21 protein-coding genes are annotated in these 20652 nt (G+C 39.6%); 10 read left to right on the forward strand and 11 right to left on the reverse strand.

The annotated features are described in order from the left end of the window. Window positions 1-54: 54 nt before the first annotated feature. Window positions 55-2517, reverse strand: coding sequence for an ATP-dependent helicase HrpB (hrpB, locus tag ABWV72_RS10545; RefSeq protein ID WP_353370434.1), 2463 nt, complete (start codon window positions 2515-2517; stop codon window positions 55-57). A 56-nt stretch (window positions 2518-2573) separates the two neighbouring features. Here hrpB and thpR point away from each other — a divergent pair, with 56 nt between their 5' ends. The 3 genes from thpR to ABWV72_RS10560 all read left to right on the forward strand — a co-directional run bounded on the left by thpR (window position 2574) and on the right by ABWV72_RS10560 (window position 4676). Further along, window positions 2574-3104 carry an RNA 2',3'-cyclic phosphodiesterase gene (gene thpR / locus ABWV72_RS10550; RefSeq protein ID WP_342805198.1) on the forward strand — a complete coding sequence of 177 codons (531 nt, stop codon included), beginning with the start codon at window positions 2574-2576 and terminating at the stop codon, window positions 3102-3104. A 99-nt stretch (window positions 3105-3203) separates the two neighbouring features. Next, a complete protein-coding gene (gene purU / locus ABWV72_RS10555; RefSeq protein WP_353370436.1) occupies window positions 3204-4058 on the forward strand; it encodes a formyltetrahydrofolate deformylase in 855 nt (284 codons plus the stop codon). A gap of 12 nt (window positions 4059-4070) precedes the next feature. Then, window positions 4071-4676 (forward strand): histidine phosphatase family protein, encoded by a 606-nt coding sequence (locus ABWV72_RS10560; protein WP_353370438.1) that lies wholly within the window; start codon window positions 4071-4073, stop codon window positions 4674-4676. A gap of 16 nt (window positions 4677-4692) precedes the next feature. Here ABWV72_RS10560 and ABWV72_RS10565 read toward each other — a convergent pair whose 3' ends face one another. Next, entirely contained in the window at window positions 4693-5262 is a 570-nt protein-coding gene (locus ABWV72_RS10565) for a hypothetical protein (RefSeq protein WP_353370440.1), read from the reverse strand. A gap of 361 nt (window positions 5263-5623) precedes the next feature. Between ABWV72_RS10565 and ABWV72_RS10570 the strand changes: the two genes are divergently transcribed. Continuing rightward, window positions 5624-7792 (forward strand): M3 family metallopeptidase, encoded by a 2169-nt coding sequence (locus ABWV72_RS10570; RefSeq protein WP_303499218.1) that lies wholly within the window; start codon window positions 5624-5626, stop codon window positions 7790-7792. A gap of 283 nt (window positions 7793-8075) precedes the next feature. Here the strand turns inward: ABWV72_RS10570 and ABWV72_RS10575 are convergent, their stop codons facing one another. Continuing rightward, window positions 8076-8378, reverse strand: coding sequence for a hypothetical protein (locus ABWV72_RS10575; protein ID WP_216048865.1), 303 nt, complete (start codon window positions 8376-8378; stop codon window positions 8076-8078). Between the two features lie 7 nt (window positions 8379-8385). Next, on the reverse strand, window positions 8386-8631 hold the full coding sequence (locus ABWV72_RS10580; protein WP_216048866.1) for a DUF6868 family protein: 246 nt from the start codon (window positions 8629-8631) through the stop codon (window positions 8386-8388). A 327-nt stretch (window positions 8632-8958) separates the two neighbouring features. On the opposite strand from ABWV72_RS10580, the gene ABWV72_RS10585 reads away from it, so the two are divergent. Together ABWV72_RS10585 and ABWV72_RS10590 are read left to right on the forward strand one after the other, a co-directional pair. Continuing rightward, window positions 8959-9537, forward strand: coding sequence for a paraquat-inducible protein A (locus ABWV72_RS10585; protein ID WP_342805200.1), 579 nt, complete (start codon window positions 8959-8961; stop codon window positions 9535-9537). Window positions 9538-9712: 175 nt separating this feature from the next. Then, complete coding sequence (locus ABWV72_RS10590) at window positions 9713-10186, forward strand: 3TM-type holin (protein WP_216048868.1); 474 nt, start codon at window positions 9713-9715, stop codon at window positions 10184-10186. Window positions 10187-10250: 64 nt separating this feature from the next. On the opposite strand, the gene ABWV72_RS10595 is transcribed toward ABWV72_RS10590, so the two are convergent. The 4 genes from ABWV72_RS10595 to ABWV72_RS10610 all read right to left on the reverse strand — a co-directional run bounded on the left by ABWV72_RS10595 (window position 10251) and on the right by ABWV72_RS10610 (window position 13890). Further along, entirely contained in the window at window positions 10251-11186 is a 936-nt protein-coding gene (locus tag ABWV72_RS10595) for a DMT family transporter (protein WP_303471015.1), read from the reverse strand. A gap of 103 nt (window positions 11187-11289) precedes the next feature. Continuing rightward, window positions 11290-11847, reverse strand: a complete 558-nt coding sequence (locus tag ABWV72_RS10600) for a helix-turn-helix domain-containing protein (RefSeq protein WP_342805202.1) — start codon at window positions 11845-11847, stop codon at window positions 11290-11292. Window positions 11848-12246: 399 nt separating this feature from the next. Further along, window positions 12247-12894: a LytR/AlgR family response regulator transcription factor gene (locus ABWV72_RS10605; RefSeq protein WP_353370445.1), complete on the reverse strand. Its 648-nt coding sequence runs from the start codon at window positions 12892-12894 to the stop codon at window positions 12247-12249. Between the two features lie 174 nt (window positions 12895-13068). Beyond that, window positions 13069-13890 (reverse strand): spondin domain-containing protein, encoded by an 822-nt coding sequence (locus ABWV72_RS10610; RefSeq protein WP_342805206.1) that lies wholly within the window; start codon window positions 13888-13890, stop codon window positions 13069-13071. 267 nt (window positions 13891-14157) lie between these two features. Here ABWV72_RS10610 and ABWV72_RS10615 point away from each other — a divergent pair, with 267 nt between their 5' ends. The 3 genes from ABWV72_RS10615 (at window position 14158) to ABWV72_RS10625 (ending at window position 15693) form a co-directional block, all read left to right on the forward strand. After that, window positions 14158-14694, forward strand: a complete 537-nt coding sequence (locus ABWV72_RS10615; protein ID WP_342805208.1) for an RNA polymerase sigma factor — start codon at window positions 14158-14160, stop codon at window positions 14692-14694. Window position 14695: 1 nt separating this feature from the next. Further along, window positions 14696-15088 carry a DUF6768 family protein gene (locus ABWV72_RS10620; protein WP_342805210.1) on the forward strand — a complete coding sequence of 131 codons (393 nt, stop codon included), beginning with the start codon at window positions 14696-14698 and terminating at the stop codon, window positions 15086-15088. A gap of 134 nt (window positions 15089-15222) precedes the next feature. After that, window positions 15223-15693 (forward strand): Dps family protein, encoded by a 471-nt coding sequence (locus tag ABWV72_RS10625; protein WP_303471664.1) that lies wholly within the window; start codon window positions 15223-15225, stop codon window positions 15691-15693. 222 nt (window positions 15694-15915) lie between these two features. Here the strand turns inward: ABWV72_RS10625 and ABWV72_RS10630 are convergent, their stop codons facing one another. Continuing rightward, the gene (locus tag ABWV72_RS10630) at window positions 15916-17829 is read right to left on the reverse strand and encodes a diguanylate cyclase (protein ID WP_353370448.1); all 1914 of its coding nucleotides are present in this window, start codon (window positions 17827-17829) and stop codon (window positions 15916-15918) included. A gap of 326 nt (window positions 17830-18155) precedes the next feature. After that, a complete protein-coding gene (locus tag ABWV72_RS10635) occupies window positions 18156-18692 on the reverse strand; it encodes a prepilin-type N-terminal cleavage/methylation domain-containing protein (protein ID WP_216048877.1) in 537 nt (178 codons plus the stop codon). Between the two features lie 402 nt (window positions 18693-19094). Here ABWV72_RS10635 and ABWV72_RS10640 point away from each other — a divergent pair, with 402 nt between their 5' ends. Beyond that, window positions 19095-19649 carry a TMEM165/GDT1 family protein gene (locus ABWV72_RS10640; RefSeq protein ID WP_353370450.1) on the forward strand — a complete coding sequence of 185 codons (555 nt, stop codon included), beginning with the start codon at window positions 19095-19097 and terminating at the stop codon, window positions 19647-19649. Between the two features lie 47 nt (window positions 19650-19696). Here the strand turns inward: ABWV72_RS10640 and ABWV72_RS10645 are convergent, their stop codons facing one another. Continuing rightward, a complete protein-coding gene (locus tag ABWV72_RS10645) occupies window positions 19697-20500 on the reverse strand; it encodes a substrate-binding periplasmic protein (RefSeq protein WP_353370452.1) in 804 nt (267 codons plus the stop codon). Between the last annotated feature and the right edge of the window lie 152 nt (window positions 20501-20652).

The following is a 20652-nucleotide window of genomic DNA, read 5'->3' on the forward strand; positions in this document are numbered from 1 at the left end:
TGGCTCAAACAACTAACGCTGGAATACTATACTGCGACATATTAGGCTTGAGCACTACATATATTTCTTAACGCGCGTTGTTGCTTGTGCTGTCGCTGGATTGTCGGGCCAAAAATGTTTGGGGTATCGGCCTTTCATTTCTTTTTGAATTTGGCTGTAGCTACCTTGCCAAAACCCTGCAAGATCTTGGGTTTTCTGCAATGCTCTACCGGCTGGTGATAGCAGTGTTAGGGTTATTGGTACTTTGCCATTGGCAACACAGGGTGAACCATCGTAACCATACATATGCTGCATTTTCACTTGCATTTCAACTTGTTCATCGGCTGAATATACTAGTTTACAGTCTTGCCCTGTTGCGTCTTTCATTTTAAGTGGATAGTGATGATCTAGTTGTTGTTGCTGCTCCCAAGTTAATCGATTTTTTAAGATAGTTAACCAATCTAACTGCTGTAGCTTATTGCCTGTAACTATGCCATCGAGAAAAGGTTCCAACCATTCTTCGAGCTCAGCCAACAAGCTAGTCTCTGAGAAATCAGGCCAATGCTCACCTTCCACTTTACGAGCCAAACTTACTCGATAAATAAACGTCCAAACCTTCTCTTTCCAAGGTAAAAATGAAAGTCCTTGTTGTTTGATTTGCGCTATCAATATTTGCACGCATTGCAGCCCATCTGAGGCTTCGATTTGTTTTTCCCATAGCGTAATAGCGCCGAATGTTTGTTTTTCTCGCGCGACAACTTTTGCCAATGTATGGGACCAACTATATTCACTTTGTCGTTTAAAATGATGTTTAAATCGCTCAAAAACCAAGTGTTCGTCTATTGGTTCGGCCATTTGTATGAGTGCATCAGCCTGGTCACTGATGGTTAATTTGGTCACGATAATCCATTTACTCAACGCACTAGTGCCTTGATCTTTTGAGTTGAAGTATTTAGCTCCTGTTCCATTTACTAGCTGATAAGTTCCATTGTCTCGCAAGCGACCTATCTGATCAGGATATGCCACACTTAACAGTTCACTGAGATTCCCCTTTTCAAGGCTTACCGAACGGCTATCACAAGAACATCCAAGCCGTTTTGCCCAACGTTTTGCTTGCGTCCAAATAGGATGCGAGGGCTGCGTGAGTAGAAAACGTAAATGCTGACGTAGCTGGGTTTCTCTTCGCAGTTCACTAATGGGACGAAATTCAAGCATTGCCACCAATAAGCACGCTAGCGCTTTTTGCAAGGGCTGCCCTTTTTGACTGTCTACTAACATCCCAGCCAATCTTGGATGGCAACCAAAGCCGTTCAACGCTCTGCCATGGGGGGTTAATTTAGCGGAGGAATCTATCGCACCTAATAACGATAACACCCATTTTGCATAGTCGAGTTGAGAACGACTAGGGGTGTCCAACAAAGGTAATTCAGATAATTCACTGCCCCAGACTTTTGCATCTAAATACAAGCCACTAATATCTGTTTCTAAAATTTGCGCGGGGCGCTGTGCAATTAAACGTTGTTGAGTATCCTTAGACCACAATCGGTAACAATCTCCAGCAGTTAAACGCCCCGCCCGACCTGCCCGCTGAGTAGCTGAGGCTTTAGAAATTTGTTTGCTGCTTAACTGCTCGATGCGCCGCTGCCAATTAAAACTTGCAACATTCTCTAAACCAGAGTCAATTACCACTTTAATACCGTCGATGGTTAAGCTAGTTTCAGCAATATTGGTTGCCAGCACAATTTTGCGCATGCCTTGTTTAGCCGGTCGTATTGCTAAACGCTGCTTTTGTTTATCCAGTTGTCCAAACAAAGTATAAGTTTCAATATCTTGTTCAAAGTATTGCTCACACAATTGTTGCGTTGCCAATATTTGTCGTGCACCGGGCAGAAAGACAAGAATATCGCCATCGTGGCTATTCACTGCTTCTTTGATAATCTTAAAAACATGTTGCTCTAAAAGAGTACTTTTATCTCGTGGTCGGTAATGGCTAGTGACCGGAAAACTGCGGCCATGACTTTCCAGTTGTTTGGCATCAGGCAATAAATTAGCCACCGCTGCTGCATCCAAAGTCGCCGACATTACCAATAACCGTAAGTCATCACGGAGCGCTTGCTTTACTTCCAAACATAACGCTAAGGCAAAATCAGAATGGATATTCCGCTCATGGAATTCATCAAATATAATCAGTCCAACATTGGCTAACTCTGGATCGTTTTGCAACATACGGGTAAGCAACCCTTCAGTAACAATCTCCAATCTAGTGTGAGCACTTACTTTAGTTTCACCTCGCATACGATAACCGATGGTGTGCCCAACGGTTTCATTTAGCTGCTCTGACAAATAGTTGGCGATCGACGTCACTGCTATTTGTCGCGGTTGCAGCATAATGATTTTCTGATCAGCAAATTTAGGATGTTGTAGCAGTTTCAAAGGCAAATATGTGGATTTACCCGCTCCAGGTGGAGCCACTAAAATCACATCTTGATCTTCAATGTATTTTTCTAATGCTGGCCAGCAAGTTTCTACAGGTAACACGCAGTCAAACCAAAAATCCTCTATAATCACCCCATTCTATCGTTGCTGGAGTTTCAATGCGCTACTTTTTAGGATTTGATTTAGATGCCAAATCAAAAATTGCATTAGATGATTGGCGCAACAAAGCCTTACCGAGATTTGAGCGCTGCGTGCCTGCTAAAAATTTTCACATCACTAGTGTGTTTCTAGGACAAGTTAGAGAACAACAATTAGACCACCTTTGTTGTGCCATACAAGAAAGCCAATTTCAAAATTTTAGCCTGCAAATTGATACCTTAGGTTATTGGTCAAAACCGAAAATATTATGGCTCGGTAGTACCCAAATTCCAGAGCACATGTTGCAAACGACAAAACGGTTGACCGAATATGCACAACAAGCAGGACTGAACTTGCCCATTAGAGAGTATATTCCTCATATCACCCTAGTTAGAAACGCTAAAAACAATCCTCCGGCGCCACTATATGAACCAGATTTCGAGTTAAAGATAGATCAATTGCATTTATTTGAATCTGTTAGTGGCAAAAACGGGGTGCAATACCCTATTCGACAGACTTGGCCTTTGCATCGTCCCATTCGCCCAAGATAAACTTTTATGTAATTCCAATAAGTGCTTTACCTCAGGCCTATTCCGGCAGCACAATAAGGGGATTAGTAGTAAGTCCGATTTAACAAGAGTAATTTATTCATGCAACAAACCTTCAGGCTGGTAATCGATTGTCCCGATCAAGTAGGATTAGTCGCTGCTGTGAGTCAGTTTTTAGCTGATCATCAAGCCACTATTGTAGAAGCAAGCCACCATACAGACGCCAAATTAGGGCGCTTTTTTATGCGTCATGAAATAAAGACTGCCACGCTGAAATTGACTTTAGAGAGTTTCAAACAGGCCTTTGAACCCATCGCTAAACAATTTTCAATGAAGTGGAAAGTATCCGATTCCTTGCAAAAACAAAAAGTGGCTTTGCTTGCCAGCCATGAATCTCATTGCCTCATTGATATTCTGCATCGCTGGCACAGTGGTGAGCTTGATTGTGAAATACCTTGCATCATTGCGAATCACCCGCAAATGAAACAATTTGCAGATTGGTATCGAGTACCTTTCCATTGGGTAGATTTCAAAAATCAAGACAAAGCAGTAGCCTTTGCCCAAGTTGAAGCTTTACTAGAAGAGTATCAAGCAGATCTCACAGTACTTGCGCGATTTATGCAAATTGTGCCTGACAACTTATGTCAAAAATTAGCAGGCAAAGCTATCAATATCCACCATAGCTTTTTGCCGTCCTTTGCCGGAGCTAAACCTTATCAACAAGCCTATGACCGCGGTGTTAAACTGATTGGCGCGACTTGTCATTATGTGACAAAAGACTTAGATGAAGGGCCAATTATTGAGCAAGAAGTAATACGCATCAGCCACAGTGACTCAGCTGAAGATATGGTTCGCAAAGGCAAGAATTGTGAAAAAGCCGCGTTAGCCAATGGCGTTCGTTACCATTTGCAAGACCGCGTGATTATTCACAAAAATAAAACCGTTGTATTTGCATAAATTAAGGGCTTAATGATGTCTATTTATTTGGTCCGCCACGGTGAGACAGACGGCAATCGAAATAGGATTGTACAGACGCCAGAGACTCCGTTATCCGCTCATGGTCAGCAACAAGCAAACGATTTGGCCGATGCTTATCAACACCACGCTATTTCTAGAATATTGTGTAGCGATCATACTCGCACCCAGCAGACAGCAAAGCCGGTTCAGCAGCTATTGGGCTGCGAATTAGTTTTATCGGAACTGTTACAGGAACGTAATTTGGGAGCGCTCAGAGGAACCCCTTGGAAGCTAATTGACTTTGATTTTTTAGCCGCCGATTATCAACCGGAAAATGGCGAAAGTCAGCACCAATTTGGACAACGTGTTGAGCTAGCGTGGCAACACATTGTTGAACAGGCAAACGCGGTTGAAGACAGCTTAATGGTGATGACTCATGGCTTGGTCTTACGATATATTTTAGAACACATTTTAAAAATTGATGGGTTGAGTTTAGAGCGCGCTGGATTTGAAAATACCTGTGTAACTCAGATAGCTAAAAACGATTTCAGTAAAATTCAGTTACTTTGTGACATTAAACATTTACGTCAAACAGTCGTAAAGGGGGCTGCGGTTTAGCACTGCGAACTTAGCGTTAGAAAAATGCGGCGTAATTAACATTTAGCTTATTATCGATTAATCCGTTGTCAAACAAAGTGCCAAATTCATCGTTAGCATCCCAATGGTGACTACTCAATGCGATATCCACCTGATGGTCATCTCGGATGCCTTTGAAACGACTGCTAATCTTATAAATTTTACTTTTCGGTAAGGCGAGCTCTAATCCCTGAGAAGTACTAAATTCAGGCGCTGATTGCAAGATGATACCCGCACTTAGACTAATTTTACGATTGACACTATAGCGTGGTAAAAAAGAGTAACGCTTAAGACTGATTTTTTGGCTATTGATGCCCCACTGCAACTTGCCATTTGCGTAGCTCATACCGCCTTCAAATGACAAGCGTTGGTTAACCGGTTGACTGAATGTCAATTCATATTCCCGATGACGACAACCATCAAATTTAATACGAGATTTATTAAATTCAAATTTGGTAGTCTCTGGTACTAGGTTGTTTAGCCAATTCACCCCTTTAGCAATAAAAAACTCATCTGCTTGGCAACTACTGCCAACTAAGGTCATAAACAAACACAAATACTTGAACATGATGGCTAACTCAAAGGGTTTATTTAACTTGATTAAATAGTACTCAAAAAACAGCAGCTGTAACGTACATCAACCGACATTAGGTATTCGAAACAATACGTGAACAACAGACGATTCAAACACGCAACAATACTTTTCAATCACTTAGTTAAAAAGACCAAACTCAGCACTTCGGCTTAAAACTAGAAAAAGATATGTGAAATTTACTTTGTAAGGGTTTGTAGACGATATGTAAAAGTAGATTTGGCCTTAGCGCTTGTAGTTTTGACACTAAAGATTAGTATTATCCACAATGCTCATTTCAGAGCATACAATGAATAATAATGACGGAACTATCTCTCAAATAATTGGTAAAAATTAAATGAAAAAATTTGCTCTGACACTAACAAGTGCAATGCTAATTGCAACATTAGGTGGGTGCTCTCAAAGCACAACCCCCACTAAAACAGAAGATAAAACATCCATGACTGAACAAGTCGCACAAGAAACAAATCCATTACTTGCTGAATATTCAGGCCCTTATGGCGGTGTTCCAGCTTTTGATAAAATGGACTTAGCCCTACTAGTTCCAGCGTTAGAAAAAGGAATGGAAATCAATTTAGCCGAAGTAGACGCGATTATTAACAATCCTGAAGCGCCTACATTCGAAAATACTATTGTTCCGTTAGAAAAGTCTGGTGCAGAGTTAGGTCGCGTATTCACCTACTGGGGTATTTGGAGTTCCAATAAGAATAGCCCTGAGTTCCGTGAGATTCAAAAGGAAATGGTTCCTAAGATCTCCGCGTTTAGTTCAAAGATAAACCAAAATGAAAAGCTTTTTGCACGGGTAAAAGCAGTGTATGAAGGCGAAGAATATAAACAGCTCAATTCTGAACAGCAACGTGTGACTTGGTTGACATACAACGGTTTTGCACGCAATGGCGCGACCTTGGAAGGGGAAGCGAAAAAGCGTTATGCAGAAATAAACCAAGAAGTAGCAAGTTTACAAACCAAATTTGCAAATAATGTGTTGGCTGATGAAGAAAACTATGTGCTCTACATCGACGCTGATCAACTTTCTGGTTTACCTGAGTCCTTTGTGACTGGTGCAGCATCAGCCGCAGCCCAGCGAGGCCATGAAGGTAAATATGCGATTACCAACACCCGTTCATCAATGGACCCTTTCCTAACCTATTCTGAAGAACGTGAACTACGTAAAAAAGTTTGGGAAACATATTACAGCCGCGGCAACAACGGTGACGAATATGACAATAATGAATTGATCAAACAAATTTTAAAATTGCGTCATGAGCGTGTTCAACTGTTAGGTTACGAAAACTATTCACAGTGGAGACTAGAAGATCGCATGGCGAAAAATCCTGAAAACGCCATGGACTTGATGCAGAAAGTTTGGCCTGCGGCTATTGCTCGTGTGGATGAAGAAGTAAAAGACATGCAAGCCGTTGCGGATGCAGAGAATGCGAATATCACCATAGAGCCATGGGATTATCGTTTTTATGCTGAAAAAGTACGTAAACAAAAATACGACCTAGACTCAGACCAAGTAAAACAATATTTGCAGTTAGACAAACTTCGCGAAGCTATGTTTTATGTTGCAGGTCGTCTCTTCAACTTCAAATTTACACCTATCGAAGAAGGCAAAGTACCTGTTTTTCACCCAGATGTTAAAGTATGGGAAGTGACAGATCTTACGTCTGGTGAACATATAGGTTTATGGTATTTAGACCCATTTGCTCGCACTGGTAAACGTTCTGGCGCTTGGGCAACGACTTACCGCAGTTACACCACTTTTGATGGTAAGAAAACGGTACTTTCTTCGAATAACTCAAACTTCGTGAAAGGTCCTGAAGGCGAGCCAACATTGATTTCTTGGGATGATGCGGAAACTTACTTCCATGAATTTGGCCATGCATTGCACTTCTTATCGGCCAAGGTAGCCTACCCAACGTCACATTCAGGTGTGCGTGATTACACTGAATTCCAATCTCAATTGTTAGAGCGTTGGTTAATCACTGATGAAGTAATTAATAATTATCTAGTGCATTACAAAACCGGTGAACCTATCCCACAAGAGTTAGTAGCTAAAATCAAAAAAGCATCTACTTTCAATGAAGGTTTCAAAACCACTGAGTACATGGCATCTGCAATAATGGACTTGTTGTATCACACAACAGATCCTGCTGCGATTGATCCTCAGAAGTTTGAACAAGAACAACTTGTGAAATTAGGCATGCCGGAAGAAATGGTAATGCGTCACCGTAGTACTCAATTTGGGCACATCTTTAGTAGTGAAGGTTATGCGTCTAGTTATTACGGGTACATGTGGGCTGAAGTTTTAACCTCAGATGCTGCTGAAGCCTTTGCTGAAGCACCTGGTGGATTCTACGACAAAGAACTAAGTGAAAAGCTAGTTAAGCATTTATTCGCCATTCGAAACGCAATGGACCCTGCTGAAGCTTATCGTTTGTTTAGAGGTAGAGATGCAAATGTAGAAGCCCTGATGCGCGATCGCGGATTCCCAGTGAAATAAGCCTGATTCAATACAGGTTTTAATCTTAAAAATAGCACTTTTAAAGTGCTATTTTTTTGTCTTCACATCAGCGCAGGAAATCGACGCAAGAGCGGTTAGACATATGTTTTTTAGACGTCTTTAAAATACCAATCCACAGAGCCACCTCCAACAAAAAGCCTAATGCAATAAATGCGATTGCGCCAATGACACTGCCAACGTAATAGCAGACAAAGGCGAGGCAAAATAACGCTGATATTAATAAATACTTAGTTGTTTTCGACATATCAATCTCATAGGTTTGTTAAGGGCATTTAAATGAAACTTCATTCTCAGCACAAGGAAAGCAACTGCGAACTTCTTTGCCTGTATAGGCATTGCAAACCTTACCGGTTTCAACATCTACCAAATAAGACTCATTCTCAGTTTGATAGTAGTAATGAACAAAAAGGTCTCCTTGATCTTCAAACTCATGTTGGGAATTGGGCTCACCTTTGGCGACCAATAAATCTTCCTGACTTGCCAATTGAAGTCCATCGTTTGCTATCCCACTTTTGAAGATAAAAATTGATCCACAGACTAAGAATATGAATACGGACTTCTTCATTTAGCGCTTAACTCCCCATTATTTTTAAAGCAATATACGGAGAAACAATAAAAACCAATGTCATGACTTTATAAAGACTCAGAAAGTTAATATACAAAGGTGGCAATGTGCTTTTTTCAACTTTGAATACCTTACTATGAATTGAAGCTATTGCATCAGGCATAAGTGTTACAATTAATGTAGCAAGTAATAAATAGGCGAGATTAATTATTGACGCCCAACCAAATAGCTCAGTTATTTGTATAATAGTCATAGTGGATTACCCTTAGTACCAATACTTTAATCAGTCTTAGTCTAACTAGTATAAGAGTATAGCGGTCCAAACTCATTTTTTATTGCAACTCAAAAGATATCAAACTGAATTCACAGCCTTGCTAGCTCCCAAGTGATATTAATTTTACAAGCAATATAAAACAAACTTAGGTGATGCAAAGTCATCACAGCTAAATCAACTTCGGTCAAAACAGACTCGGAATTCAATCACTTTCATAAATATCTAATTTTTTTTAAACCAACAACTGATTTCAAAAATGATTAGGGTATATTTGTCCCATATTGAATACACTCACAGGATTATGCTTTGAAACGTCATATTGGTTTTGCACTAAATATTCTTGCAATAGGTTTGTTTTTCCCTGGAATATTATTACCTATGTTTTCGTTAGATATGGAGATGGCTGCATCATTAGGGGGATCGACTCTGAGCTCCAGTATTGTCGATAAAGAGCTATCGATAATGGCAACCATCGATGAGTTATGGCACGACCAAAGAATATTAGTCGCGGCACTAATTTTACTGTTTTCAGTGGGGATACCACTGATAAAAACGAGCATGGTTTGTGTTGCATATTTCCAACCTGGTACAAGGCTAGAACGGGCTTTTTTAAGTGTGGTTTCAAGCATTGGGAAATGGTCGATGGCTGATGTGTTTGTTGTAGCAGTTTTCCTCGCTATTTTATCCACCAATCACGCAGAAACAACTGACTCTCATAATTTTGCGGTATTCGGATTTAAAATGTCGTTAGATATCAGCACACAAACACTATCTAATGCAGGCCAAGGATTCTACTATTTTGCTGGTTATTGTTTACTATCTTTATTAGGAACGCACTTCGCAATGCGGGGGGCGCAGTCCTCTAAACCAAAAGCGCTTATGTAAAAACTATTCACGTTTATTTTTATACACAATCAAAAGTTGTTTAAAAATACAGCAATTAATCTGAAAAAATGTTAAACATATTAGGACAGGTTAAGACAATCGCCATTGTAAACAGTGGCAAACAGTCGCAGTAAATAACCGGTAAATTTCACCCTAACTAAAGAAAGGAGTCATTATGGCTATTGGAATTATGGAATTTATTGGCGGTATTTTTAAGCCAGCTGCAGATTTGATTGATAATGTGCACACTTCAGATGAAGAACGCTTAGTACTTAAAAAACAACTCGATGAAATTAGGGCTGGTGTACAACTTAAGATGATTGAGTTGGAGCACAAAGTTTTAGAGTATGAAACTAAAGTACTTCAAGCTCAGCAAGCCGTCATTGTCGCCGAAGCTCAAGGCAAAAGTTGGATACAGAGAAATTGGCGGCCGGTCTTAATGATGGTGATTATTTTTATTGTAGCGAATAACTACATTCTGTTTCCTTACCTCAATCTGTTTACCGACAAAGTGGCAATGTTAGAACTGCCAGAGGAACTGTTTACGCTGTTAACCGTAGGTGTAGGCGGTTATGTTGTCGGTAGAAGTGGCGAAAAAATAGCCCAATCTATGCGCAAACAACCAAGTGTAGAGAATGAAGGAAAATAAACCAGAACAAATATTCCCATAGTGACCATGAAGTCACTATGGGGAAAACATTACCATCTGCATGTTAAGTTTTCGATATTACCACCGAGTCCATCTGAGGCTGAAGTTTAAACTTCACCGTTTGTAATGCTAGGCACAGCGAAATCAGCCCCATACCAAACCAACCAATCAACTTAAAATCTTCTCCCACAATGATAACCGCTAAAAAAGTAGCAACCAAGGGCTCGATTAGCGTTATTAACGTGGCGCGACTAGCATCAACAAGTTTCAAGCCAAATCCAAACAATAAATACCCTAGAAACATCGGAAAAAAGGCCATGTACAAAGCAACCGAGGTATTTGTAACGGTAGAAAATAAATTAGCACCGGTAAACCATAAAGACGGTAGTAACAACAATGCAGCCAAGCCAAATAACCCTGCCATCGAAGATTGTGAATCAATACCTTTTTCAATCAAATGTTTAGCTGCCCAAGAATAGCCAGCATAGGTTAGCCCTGCCAATAAACCCAAAATAATCCCCACATATTGTAAGGTTTGGTGAGTTGATGTGACTAAACCGTCAGTTTTGCCAATCACTAACAGGACAATTCCAATAACGCCGATAACAAAACTCACAATCCACTGAACAGAAATATTCTTTTTACTAATAACCCGTTCATACAATGCAGCAAAAAAAGGTGCACTAGCAATAGAAATGACAGTACCAATAGCAACACCAGAAAATCGCATCGAGGTATAAAAGGCTAACGGGTAGATCGCGACACACGCGCCTCCGAACAACACGAAATGGGGATACGCGAGCATTAATCTAAAATCAGCGCGTAACTTGGAACGGGCAGAAAACACCAAAAGCACGCCGCCGATACCCATCGAAAAAGCCCCTATCGCCAATGAGCTAATATCTGGCGCATAGCTTGCTGCTACCCCAGTGGTACCCCAAAGAAAGCTAGCAATAACTATTGCAAAAATACTTTTAAAAACGTGGAATTGCTGAGACATAACAAAATGTGAGAATGTGTATTTAATGGTAGTAAAACTATACGCCTTTAAAATTCAAAAAATTTGACAAATAAGACACTTTCTTTGACGAAGCAGACTAAATTTAATGTTTAAATTTTGTTGGAGGAAGACCAAAATAGCTTGAAAACTTTCGGCTAAAGCTCGAAAGATCACTAAATCCGACCCTTTCACCAACTAGCTGCAAAGGATAATCCGTATGGCGCAGCAATGCCTGAGCTTTTTCCATCCTTAAGGTGGTGACATATTTCATTACAGTAGTACCAGTCTGCTGCTTAAACAATTTTTTAAGTTGTGTTTCACTCAAACATGCAATTTTAGCCAAGTGTTTAATTTGTAGTTTGTTGGCAATATTCTGTTCTATGTAGGCAATAGTAGCGCCAATTCGTCTATCCACTTTTGGTAGTAAAGCTTGTTCACTCAATATAAGAAAGAAAGTTTCGTACATCGCTTGCTCAAGAGACGGGTTTAGCTGGTATTCAAGTTGATTCTCGATAAATCCTAAATAACTGATAAGACTTGAATTAATTGTAAAAACAACCTGTTCAGACAGTTCCAGGTTTTTTGGCAGAACTTGCATATCAGCGACTACAAACCTAGCTTCAGTATTTGCCGTAAAAAGATGAGATTCATTGGCTTTCACAACGACACACTCACCCGGCGCTACCTTGCCGTTAAAGTTACCTACTTTAATATTGATAACGCCCCTCAGAGGCAAAACCAACTGATTGAATGTGTGGCTATGATTAGTGGGCTTAGTACTGTACGACCGTATAGACAGATGGTTTGGCATAGAACCCTTATCAATTTCAGTTTACTTCAAGCTCTAGCCATTGAACTATTGTAATCTACTAGGCCAGAATGACAGTGTTGAAAACAATATTACGCAAATTCATTAGCCTCTGCCATCCTAAAACAGTCGCAATTCAGCTAGCAAAGTGGAATGTTAGCCTATTTGACGTTTACGACATAATACGCGGTTAATTCACCTCCCCTTCCTGTTAATAGCAGTTGCTATAATTCCGATAAATTTGTCGCTAAATCAATTTAAATTTAGTGCACTCAGTTTAAGCTTGTATTTACGACTTACTTTGAGCTCAACGCCAGAGACTAATCTGGCCATATATTCGCCATTTGAATTAGGGGTTAGATGTGTAATCTGGTTCAGATTTATAATGCTTGACCGATTGATCCTTGGAAAACACCATTTATCCAATTCGGCTTCAAATTGACGAAGTGTTTTACGCACTATATGGGTCTCATCAAGGGTATGGATACACATATAATCACCAGCGGCTTCAATCCACAAAATGTTTTCTAGCTTGATCCGTAACCATTGAGTGCCGCTTTTAATTGAAATAGTTTGTTGCAAATCCGTTAGTGTAGCTTGCTTCGAATGTTCTAGGCATTGCATAAAACCATCCAACGACTTACCGGTTTTACTACACAACAATTGATTAAGTTTAGTTTGCGCAAGCAACGCTTGATTCTCTAACAATGCATTTCCTAGCCTATCTAAACAAGCCTTGAAACGGCAATTGGAGATGGGTTTTAATAAATAATCAAACACCTTGTATTCAAACGCTTGCATCGCAAACTCGCTAGATGCTGCGACAAAAACAATTTTAGGTAATGGTACTATTGCTCCATTGAGCTTATCTAGCAGTTCAATACTATTGTGATGCCTCACTGGTGACCTGCAAATTCAAGATGTAACAAGGTGTTGATGGGATTTAGCAAATAAAAAGGATAGAGCAGTGCTGAGCCTCGCGTAAACCGCTAACGCCAACTTATAAGTTGAAAAATAATTTTGGATTCAGGATATGCGAAAAGCTGCCACCCAAGTGCGCAGCAGCAGATAATATTAGTCAGCTAATTTACGTTTAATCCGAGCCATCAAACCCAATAATCCGATAGCAAAAAAGCCAAGCGTTGCAGGCTCCGGAACTTGTGATACGGTGATGCGTGCCACTTCAAAACCAGATGCTGTAAAATCGGCAGCAGCTTGGTCTAGGGTATAACCACTGGCAGTAGTTCCACCGATGATAGCTAATCCTCCGGGTAAGACTTCAAGCCCGTTGTGAAAGGTGATCACCCCATTTTCGTTTTGACGTGCTTCGGCCTCAGCTCCTTGCAAGAAAGGCGCACCAAATCCTCGGTTTAATTCAGTACCAGAATCGTAGACTGATGAACCTAGCACTAAGATGTCCAATCCTACAAAGTTACCATCGTCATTGAATAGTGAATATGACATTGGGTTGTCATTGCCAATGAACGCATCGTTTGTGGGAATAAGCATGGATAAAAAGCTGAAATAACCACTGCTCATCGCTTCTATTTCTAACAATCCGCTAGTTGCCGTTTCACCCGGCTCAAACACGGGCGCCGCACCAGTGGGAGCGGCTAACACACTTTGAACTCCCATTGGGTTACTCATTGCAAAATCCGCTTCAATCCCCGCAGTCATGCCATTTTCCGCTAAACTTTGTAATGACGAAGACGCCACAGAGCCTGCGTCAAAAGCATCGTACATACCGTCATGAAAGCCTAACCAGACTGGCGTCATAGCTAAACCTCCATCGTCAAATAAACTGCTAACCTGCACCTGAATAGTTGTAGCATTGGCTGAGAGGCTTAGGCATGCCCCCAAAGCAGTAGTGATAATTCCTTTGTTTAATGTTTTCATAATTATGATCTTCCAATATTCTAAGTAAACACGCTTTTGAAACAATATTTAAAGCGTTCCCGTGGCTTACATCCCTTTCGTTTGTCTTATTAATGTTAGAGATAGAAACATTGGCATTAATAAATTCACTACTAATCGCCAAGCAATGAGGGATAACTACTAGCAATTGTCAGATTACGAATGATTTATCACAAAAGTATCACGGGCGAATCACGAAAGATTAAAGAAATACTGAACCGCTGGAGCTTATTGACAGACCTATAAAGTATGAAAAGAAATAGTGAAACAGTTTTAACTGAGTGGTTAGTCATAAACGCTCAAATGGGCGATGAAAAAGCACTCGAACAGTTGCTTCGAGTCTGGTATCCCAAATTAATTGGTTATGCGTCAAGACTTCTGGAAGACGAACACTTAGCAAATGATGCAATCCAAAACGCGTTGCTTGATATGTGCAGGAATATTAAAAAAATTGAAGATCCTGCGGCTTTTCCTAAATGGATTTTTAAAATACTACAAAACAAGTGCGCTGATTCCATCAAACATTTACAAAAAGAGCGTCACAAAGCCCGTGCACTTGAAGCAAGTCAATACCTTGAAATCGAGAAAGTTGAGTTGCTAGACAACACACCAGAAGTTGATCTTTCTAATCTAGATAACAACGCATACCAGTTAGTGTACTTACACTATTTTGAAGAGTTTACGCTAACCGAGATTAGCCATATTGTCGGACTCCCGGTAGGTACATTGAAATCGAGGCTGCATGGGATTCGACAAAAACTTAAACTAAGCAATAAAGGACATTAAAATGAGTGATATTAATCAAAAAATTTTAGCGGCCATGCAACAACAAAGCAATGCTGAAAAGGTATCTGAACAAGAAGCAAATACATTGCAACTTATTGGTCGAAGCTTTAAAGGGACATTCAAATTTACGGCCATCGCGATTATTTCCCTGCAAGTTATATTCATAGGATTGGCGATTTATTTCGGGTTCAATCTATTCAATGAACAAAATATTGGAATTAAATTACACTGGCTGCTTGGAACACTTGTGGCTTTTATCATCTTCGCAGCTATGCGCTTATGGTTGTTCATGGAATTAAATCGATTGTCTGTACTCAGAGAAGTTAAACGAGTTGAGCTACAGCTAGCTTTGTTAACCAACCAATTGATTAATAATAATAAATTTGACGGTTGAACTTTTTCTGACATTAAACGTTTATATATTGAGAGATTGATATAGTGAAGCGATATACTCAATCGATAAAACTAATTATACAAAATTTTCTAAACGACTATACTGATTAGCAGATTCTTAGATAACAAGGAGAAATTATGAAAATTGACATTGGTATTAATGAAACAGATCGTAATCAAATCGCTGAAGGTTTGAAAAAGTTACTGGCAGATAGCTATACCTTGTATCTCCAAACCCATAATTTTCACTGGAATGTGACGGGTCCTCAATTCAGAGAGTTACATTTGATGTTTGAAGAACATTATACTGAGTTAGCGGTTGCTGTTGATGATATAGCAGAACGGATCCGGACTTTGGGTATGGTTGCACCAGGGACCTATAAAGAGTTTGCAAAACTGAGCGCAATTAAAGAAGTCGATGGCGTCCCCGCGTCAGAAGAAATGGTTAAAATTCTATTGCAGGGTCATGAGCAAGTGGTTAAAACTTGTAGAGAGGCCCTTAAAGTAGCTCAAGATGCAGATGACGAATCTTCTGCAGCATTGGTATCAGATAGAATGCGTGTACATGAAAAGACCGCGTGGATGCTTAGAGCAACTCTAAGATAGTAGTTCGCAACCTACTTGATTGTAAACTTGTAGGCTAACAGTGCATCATTATCATACTTACCGTCTTGTCGACTTAATATTTATTTTGAAGTGGACAAAGACGGTATTTTGTTTCTGACGTATGCAAAATGTTGGGATTCTGACTGCCTAGTAGGCCAGACAATCTGGTTAACTCAGGCCGCATTTTGAATCAGTTATTCCATCAAGCAAGTAACAGTCAAATTAGCCCGTAGGTTCTACTTTGTGTTTAAACTGCATCTCATCTGTGTATGTTTGCACCTGATTCTTACCTTTGGCTTTGGCTTCATAAAGTGCTGCGTCAGCTAAGCTGGCGAGCTCAAGAAAGTCATTGCACTGCTCTAAGTTTGCCGCCAAACCAAGACTAAAAGTAACCTCGCCCACTTTTAAACCCGCTAGTGAGATGTGCTCTTGAATATTCTGGAAAAGACGTTTGGCTAATTGATTGCCTTCTTTTTCACTGCTATTTGGTAAAACGAATAGAAACTCTTCACCACCAATTCGCCCTACATAGTCGGAAGCCCGTAATGCCTCTTTGCAAATTGAAGCAACGAACTTCAGCACTTTATCTCCTTCAGCGTGTCCGTAATTGTCATTTACTAATTTGAAATTATCCACGTCGAGCATCAGTACACATAAGTTCTGTTTGTAACGTTTACTAATAGCAAAGGCCTGCTCCCCGGATTCCAAGATACTCCTGCGATTGCGTAATCCAGTCAGATTATCCAATATGGCTAGGCGTTTATTTTTGCGATAAAGCTGGTATATTATCGCAAGAAATAACATCACAATAACGGTAAAAACCACTAAACCAAGGACTATCCATTGCTGTCTTTTTTGCAATTGCGTTTGCTGTTCTAACTGGGTTTGTAACAATTCATTCGTTTCGTCTAAAAACTGATTTTCCAGTTGTTGTTGTGCCAAATTAAATTCACTGTTTAATCTTGCGGTTTGACTTGTAATATCTAATCGAGCTTTGGCTAAAAGAGCACGTTCCGACTTATACATATAATCGTAGGCTTTCTGAAATTCGCCTTTTTCGTTTAGTATTCTTGCATATTGATTAAATGCATCCCATTGGCCTGCTAAATCATCGGTTTCGGCAGCCATTAACGCAGCTTTTTCAGCGTAACTTAAAGCTCGGTCAAGAAACCCATTAGCGTTTAAAATTGAACTGTAATGCACGTAAGAGTTAGCGATAGTGACTGGGTTGTTCAATTCTTCCCGTAAAGTCACAGATTCGCCAATCCACCTCAAGGCTTCGGTATCATTACCATCTTTACTGTGAAAATACGATTTAAGTAGGTAGGCATACGCCAAAGAAGAAATATCTTCCATTTTGACAAATACCTGAATTGCATTATCCAATAAAAAGAATGCCTGTTTTCGGTCGCCTACAATATTGATCATTTGCCCTTCACTCATTAATGAGATGGCCCTAAATATGGTGTCATGTTCGGCAAACATTTGTTTAGATAATCGATAAAAAACTTCAGCTTGTTCGTAATTTTTCAGCTCGTAATTTACATCGCCACTGTAGTACAGAGATAGCCCAGAAAGTATCGACCAATTATTAGCGTTGGCAATATGGTTCACCTCAGACAGTGATTCAGTAGCCTTAGTGTAACGTTGCAAATACCCGTCATTGATACCGCTGTACATGGTCAATACGGCAGTAAGATAAATCAACTCAGGTTGTTGTTTATTTGCGATGTTTAAAATATCCAGAATGTCTTTCGCTTGGTTAAAAGAGGTATCTGCAGCAACATATTGACTTAATGAAAAGTAACTATACCCCCTAAATATCTGCCACTTGAGTGAATTCACACCATTGGATTGGCCTACACCCAGCTCAGCCAACTCATCTAACACTTCGGTTAGTAACTCAACCCGATCAAATTGCAATAACAACGATGCCAAAGAGAAATTGTTTTTCACCTGCTCTTCAACGGTTGCAGAATCAGCAATACGATTTACTAAAGTGGCGTGTATTTGTGAAAAAGGAGTTTGATTATCTGCATGTTGAAAGAAAAACGCAGTTTCTGCTCTGACTAAAAAACTACAGAACATAAGCATTATTGCCAGTAGAGGTGGAATATTAATTGAGCGCAACGTCATAAATGGTAACTGCCCACTATATGCTTAAAAAAAACAGATACTTAAATACTTGTTTATTCGAGCAAAATAAGCAACACATAAATACTAATTTAGGTTAAGAAAGTACAATCAAAGTGGCTTTTGAGAACATTATTGCCCTTATGAAAAGCGTGTAGATATCCTAAAGCTTGGATGTGTGAATGCTAAACTTGTTTGTTACTGGAAAGGCATTAATTCGAGATAATCATAGAAAAACCGATAATTATAGGCAAGGCGTTATTGCGGCAGTGTCGGCTAAATCGTCTTAATACTGATTGCGCTTAGGCGCACCAGAGTGAGCATCTGGTCTACATATTAACTTTTTGAATTTCACCTGCTGAGCCGGCATATGTCTGACCCAATAAAGTTATACCAGCTACATCATTAATAAAATATGCAAAGTGCGGAAGATCACCAGACGCAAAGGTACTGTCGTTGTATTTTTTCCCATAAATACACACATTGCTTAATCCAATCGCACTCCACCCAGTGACTTGAGGGCTGCTGTTACTAATTGCGTTCATGGTTGCTGCATCTTCCATCAAACTATCCCACAAACTAATACACAGAGCCGTTCCGACACCGGTGCCAGTAGGCCATTCGGAGGTGCTATCAATTTCAACAGTTGAGCCGTGCACAACTATCGGACTCGTTTTCCTTACCAAGTAAGTATTGCGGACCAAATCAACAGAAGACTTAAACGCCGCCGTCTCACCTTTCATAACGGCAAGATTCGCGTCGTCAGACAAGTTGATATAACGTGGCAAAGCGGTAACCGCTAAAATCCCTAATATCACAATGACAATGATGAGTTCTATGAGTGTAAAACCACGTTGTTTTAACAAAGTTCTTTTCCTTGCTCTTTTCCTTTCTTTTTTCCATTTTTGAAAGGCAGATTCAGTAGAGTAATTTATTGAAAGTAGGCTGAAACGATAAAATAAATAAAGATTAAAAACAAGTAATTAGAATATTTTTTAAGCATAAAAAGAAGTGCAAACTACAGCAATTAGGAATTTCAAACAAAATAAAAAAGCCATTGCAATTTATGTGTAACAAATTAAAATTCAATTAACGCTTCGGGGGAGTAGCCTGCTCAATTCATTGAGTAAATCTGTCAACATAATTGTGCGAAAACGGCATATGGTAGATTTGTATCCACTAGGATATCGGCAAGACCTGAGGTGCAATGCGATTCGAACAGCGGGCGAATGGCTTTGTACCTTTTTTTACCCCGCAGAGAATCATTTATGGAAGCTTTTTTCACTTCAACTTTAACCGTTTCCCTTGCCGAAATAGGCGATAAAACCCAGCTACTTGCATTACTCCTAACAATTAAATTTCGAAATAAAAGCGCGCTCGTAGCTGGAATAATTATAGCCACTTTGATCAATCACGGTATATCCGCCTGGTTTGGCTTATACATCGGCAACTTTTTGTCTTCTGAAATCGCAAATTGGATTATTGGGGCTAGTTTTATCGCCGTCGGTCTGTGGCTGTTAATCCCCGATAAAGACGAAGAAAGAACAAATCAGTTTGATAAATATGGGGCATTTATCGCGACCTTTATTTTGTTTTTCATCGCTGAAATTGGTGATAAAACACAAGTAGCAACCGTGTTGTTAGGTGCGCAGTATCAATCGATATGGCTGGTTACTGCCGGGACAACCTTAGGAATGTTAATTGCCAATGTGCCAGTTATATTTTTAGGTAAGAAACTAATGCAAAGACTGCCTGTGAAGGCTGTCCACATAGCTGCCGCAATATTATTCTGTCTTATTGGAGTATCAAGTTTTATTTGGTAGAAAATCAATGGCGTAGTCTAGTCTAACAAAGTAATTGCCCATAGATGCTAACAGCTTGTTTTAGATGCTAATTCAGTAGCTCCACCGTGAAAGCGAATCGAATCACTCAACTGACCGGAACTTTGAAAAATACGCCATTGCTGATTCAAATTGGAAATAATATCGCTGCGTTGTTTATTTATCACGAAGGCTATCGGAGCTTCATGAATAGAATTAGGCGATTGATAAAAAGTAGTATCACAAAATTGCTTTTGGTTGAGTACAGCGTTGGCATTGTACTCATTCATAACAGCATAATCACAACGGCCTTTCACTAGCATATTGGCAATAGCTATTTGTGAACTTGAATCTACCCTTATAAGTTTTTTATCTTTGAACAACTGAGTTAACGAAGGATAAATATATCCCCTGCGCGCGCAAATTAATGGTTTAGGTAAGGTAGACAATGAGAATGGCTGACTAAATTGATTCACAGAATACAAAAAAGTTTTGTGAAGTATCAAATCATCGCTATATAGGACTTCGTCAGGATTATCTAACCACACTGGACTTGATAGAAAAAGATCAGCTTTTCCATTTAAAACCAAGTATTCGTTTCTGGCTCTACTAGAATCTAAAAACTGTACATCAAATCTGTTTTCTTCTGTAAAACTGTTGAAAAAGTCTACAATGATTCCTTGGTATCGGCGATTTTCATCATCAAAATATAAATATGGAGGTGAACCTGGATCATTTATCGCAAATAGAATTTTGCTTGCGCCATTTTTTTGAACTGAATTTGGGCTGGCATTAAGCGTCCCCCAAAAGATTAAACTGCCAACAAGCAATATTTTACTGAAACACTTTAGCACTTCTAAAACCTCGAACGACAAAAACGCTAACTTTAATTTAATCACAAAATTTAGTTGGACTATATAGATTAGAAGCTCTAAAGCACACTTTTATCGAACTTGCTATCTCGCCCAAAATGGAAGCCATGGATATAGATAGTACCCATAATATT

This window comes from Aliiglaciecola sp. NS0011-25, assembly GCF_040370605.1.
Taxonomy (GTDB): Bacteria; Pseudomonadota; Gammaproteobacteria; order Enterobacterales; family Alteromonadaceae; genus Aliiglaciecola; species Aliiglaciecola lipolytica_A.

What these genes read in the sequence shown, in the direction of transcription:
- ABWV72_RS10615 (WP_342805208.1), top strand. Translation starts at nt 14,158, where the DNA reads ATGAAAAGAAATAGTGAAACAGTTTTAACTGAGTGGTTAGTCATAAAC.
- ABWV72_RS10610 (WP_342805206.1), bottom strand. Translation starts at nt 13,890, where the DNA reads ATGAAAACATTAAACAAAGGAATTATCACTACTGCTTTGGGGGCATGC.
- thpR (WP_342805198.1), top strand. Translation starts at nt 2,574, where the DNA reads ATGCGCTACTTTTTAGGATTTGATTTAGATGCCAAATCAAAAATTGCA.
- ABWV72_RS10560 (WP_353370438.1), top strand. Translation starts at nt 4,071, where the DNA reads ATGATGTCTATTTATTTGGTCCGCCACGGTGAGACAGACGGCAATCGA.
- ABWV72_RS10590 (WP_216048868.1), top strand. Translation starts at nt 9,713, where the DNA reads ATGGCTATTGGAATTATGGAATTTATTGGCGGTATTTTTAAGCCAGCT.
- ABWV72_RS10580 (WP_216048866.1), bottom strand. Translation starts at nt 8,631, where the DNA reads ATGACTATTATACAAATAACTGAGCTATTTGGTTGGGCGTCAATAATT.
- ABWV72_RS10620 (WP_342805210.1), top strand. Translation starts at nt 14,696, where the DNA reads ATGAGTGATATTAATCAAAAAATTTTAGCGGCCATGCAACAACAAAGC.
- ABWV72_RS10595 (WP_303471015.1), bottom strand. Translation starts at nt 11,186, where the DNA reads ATGTCTCAGCAATTCCACGTTTTTAAAAGTATTTTTGCAATAGTTATT.
- ABWV72_RS10630 (WP_353370448.1), bottom strand. Translation starts at nt 17,829, where the DNA reads ATGACGTTGCGCTCAATTAATATTCCACCTCTACTGGCAATAATGCTT.
- ABWV72_RS10565 (WP_353370440.1), bottom strand. Translation starts at nt 5,262, where the DNA reads ATGTTCAAGTATTTGTGTTTGTTTATGACCTTAGTTGGCAGTAGTTGC.
- ABWV72_RS10570 (WP_303499218.1), top strand. Translation starts at nt 5,624, where the DNA reads ATGAAAAAATTTGCTCTGACACTAACAAGTGCAATGCTAATTGCAACA.
- ABWV72_RS10575 (WP_216048865.1), bottom strand. Translation starts at nt 8,378, where the DNA reads ATGAAGAAGTCCGTATTCATATTCTTAGTCTGTGGATCAATTTTTATC.
- ABWV72_RS10640 (WP_353370450.1), top strand. Translation starts at nt 19,095, where the DNA reads ATGGAAGCTTTTTTCACTTCAACTTTAACCGTTTCCCTTGCCGAAATA.
- purU (WP_353370436.1), top strand. Translation starts at nt 3,204, where the DNA reads ATGCAACAAACCTTCAGGCTGGTAATCGATTGTCCCGATCAAGTAGGA.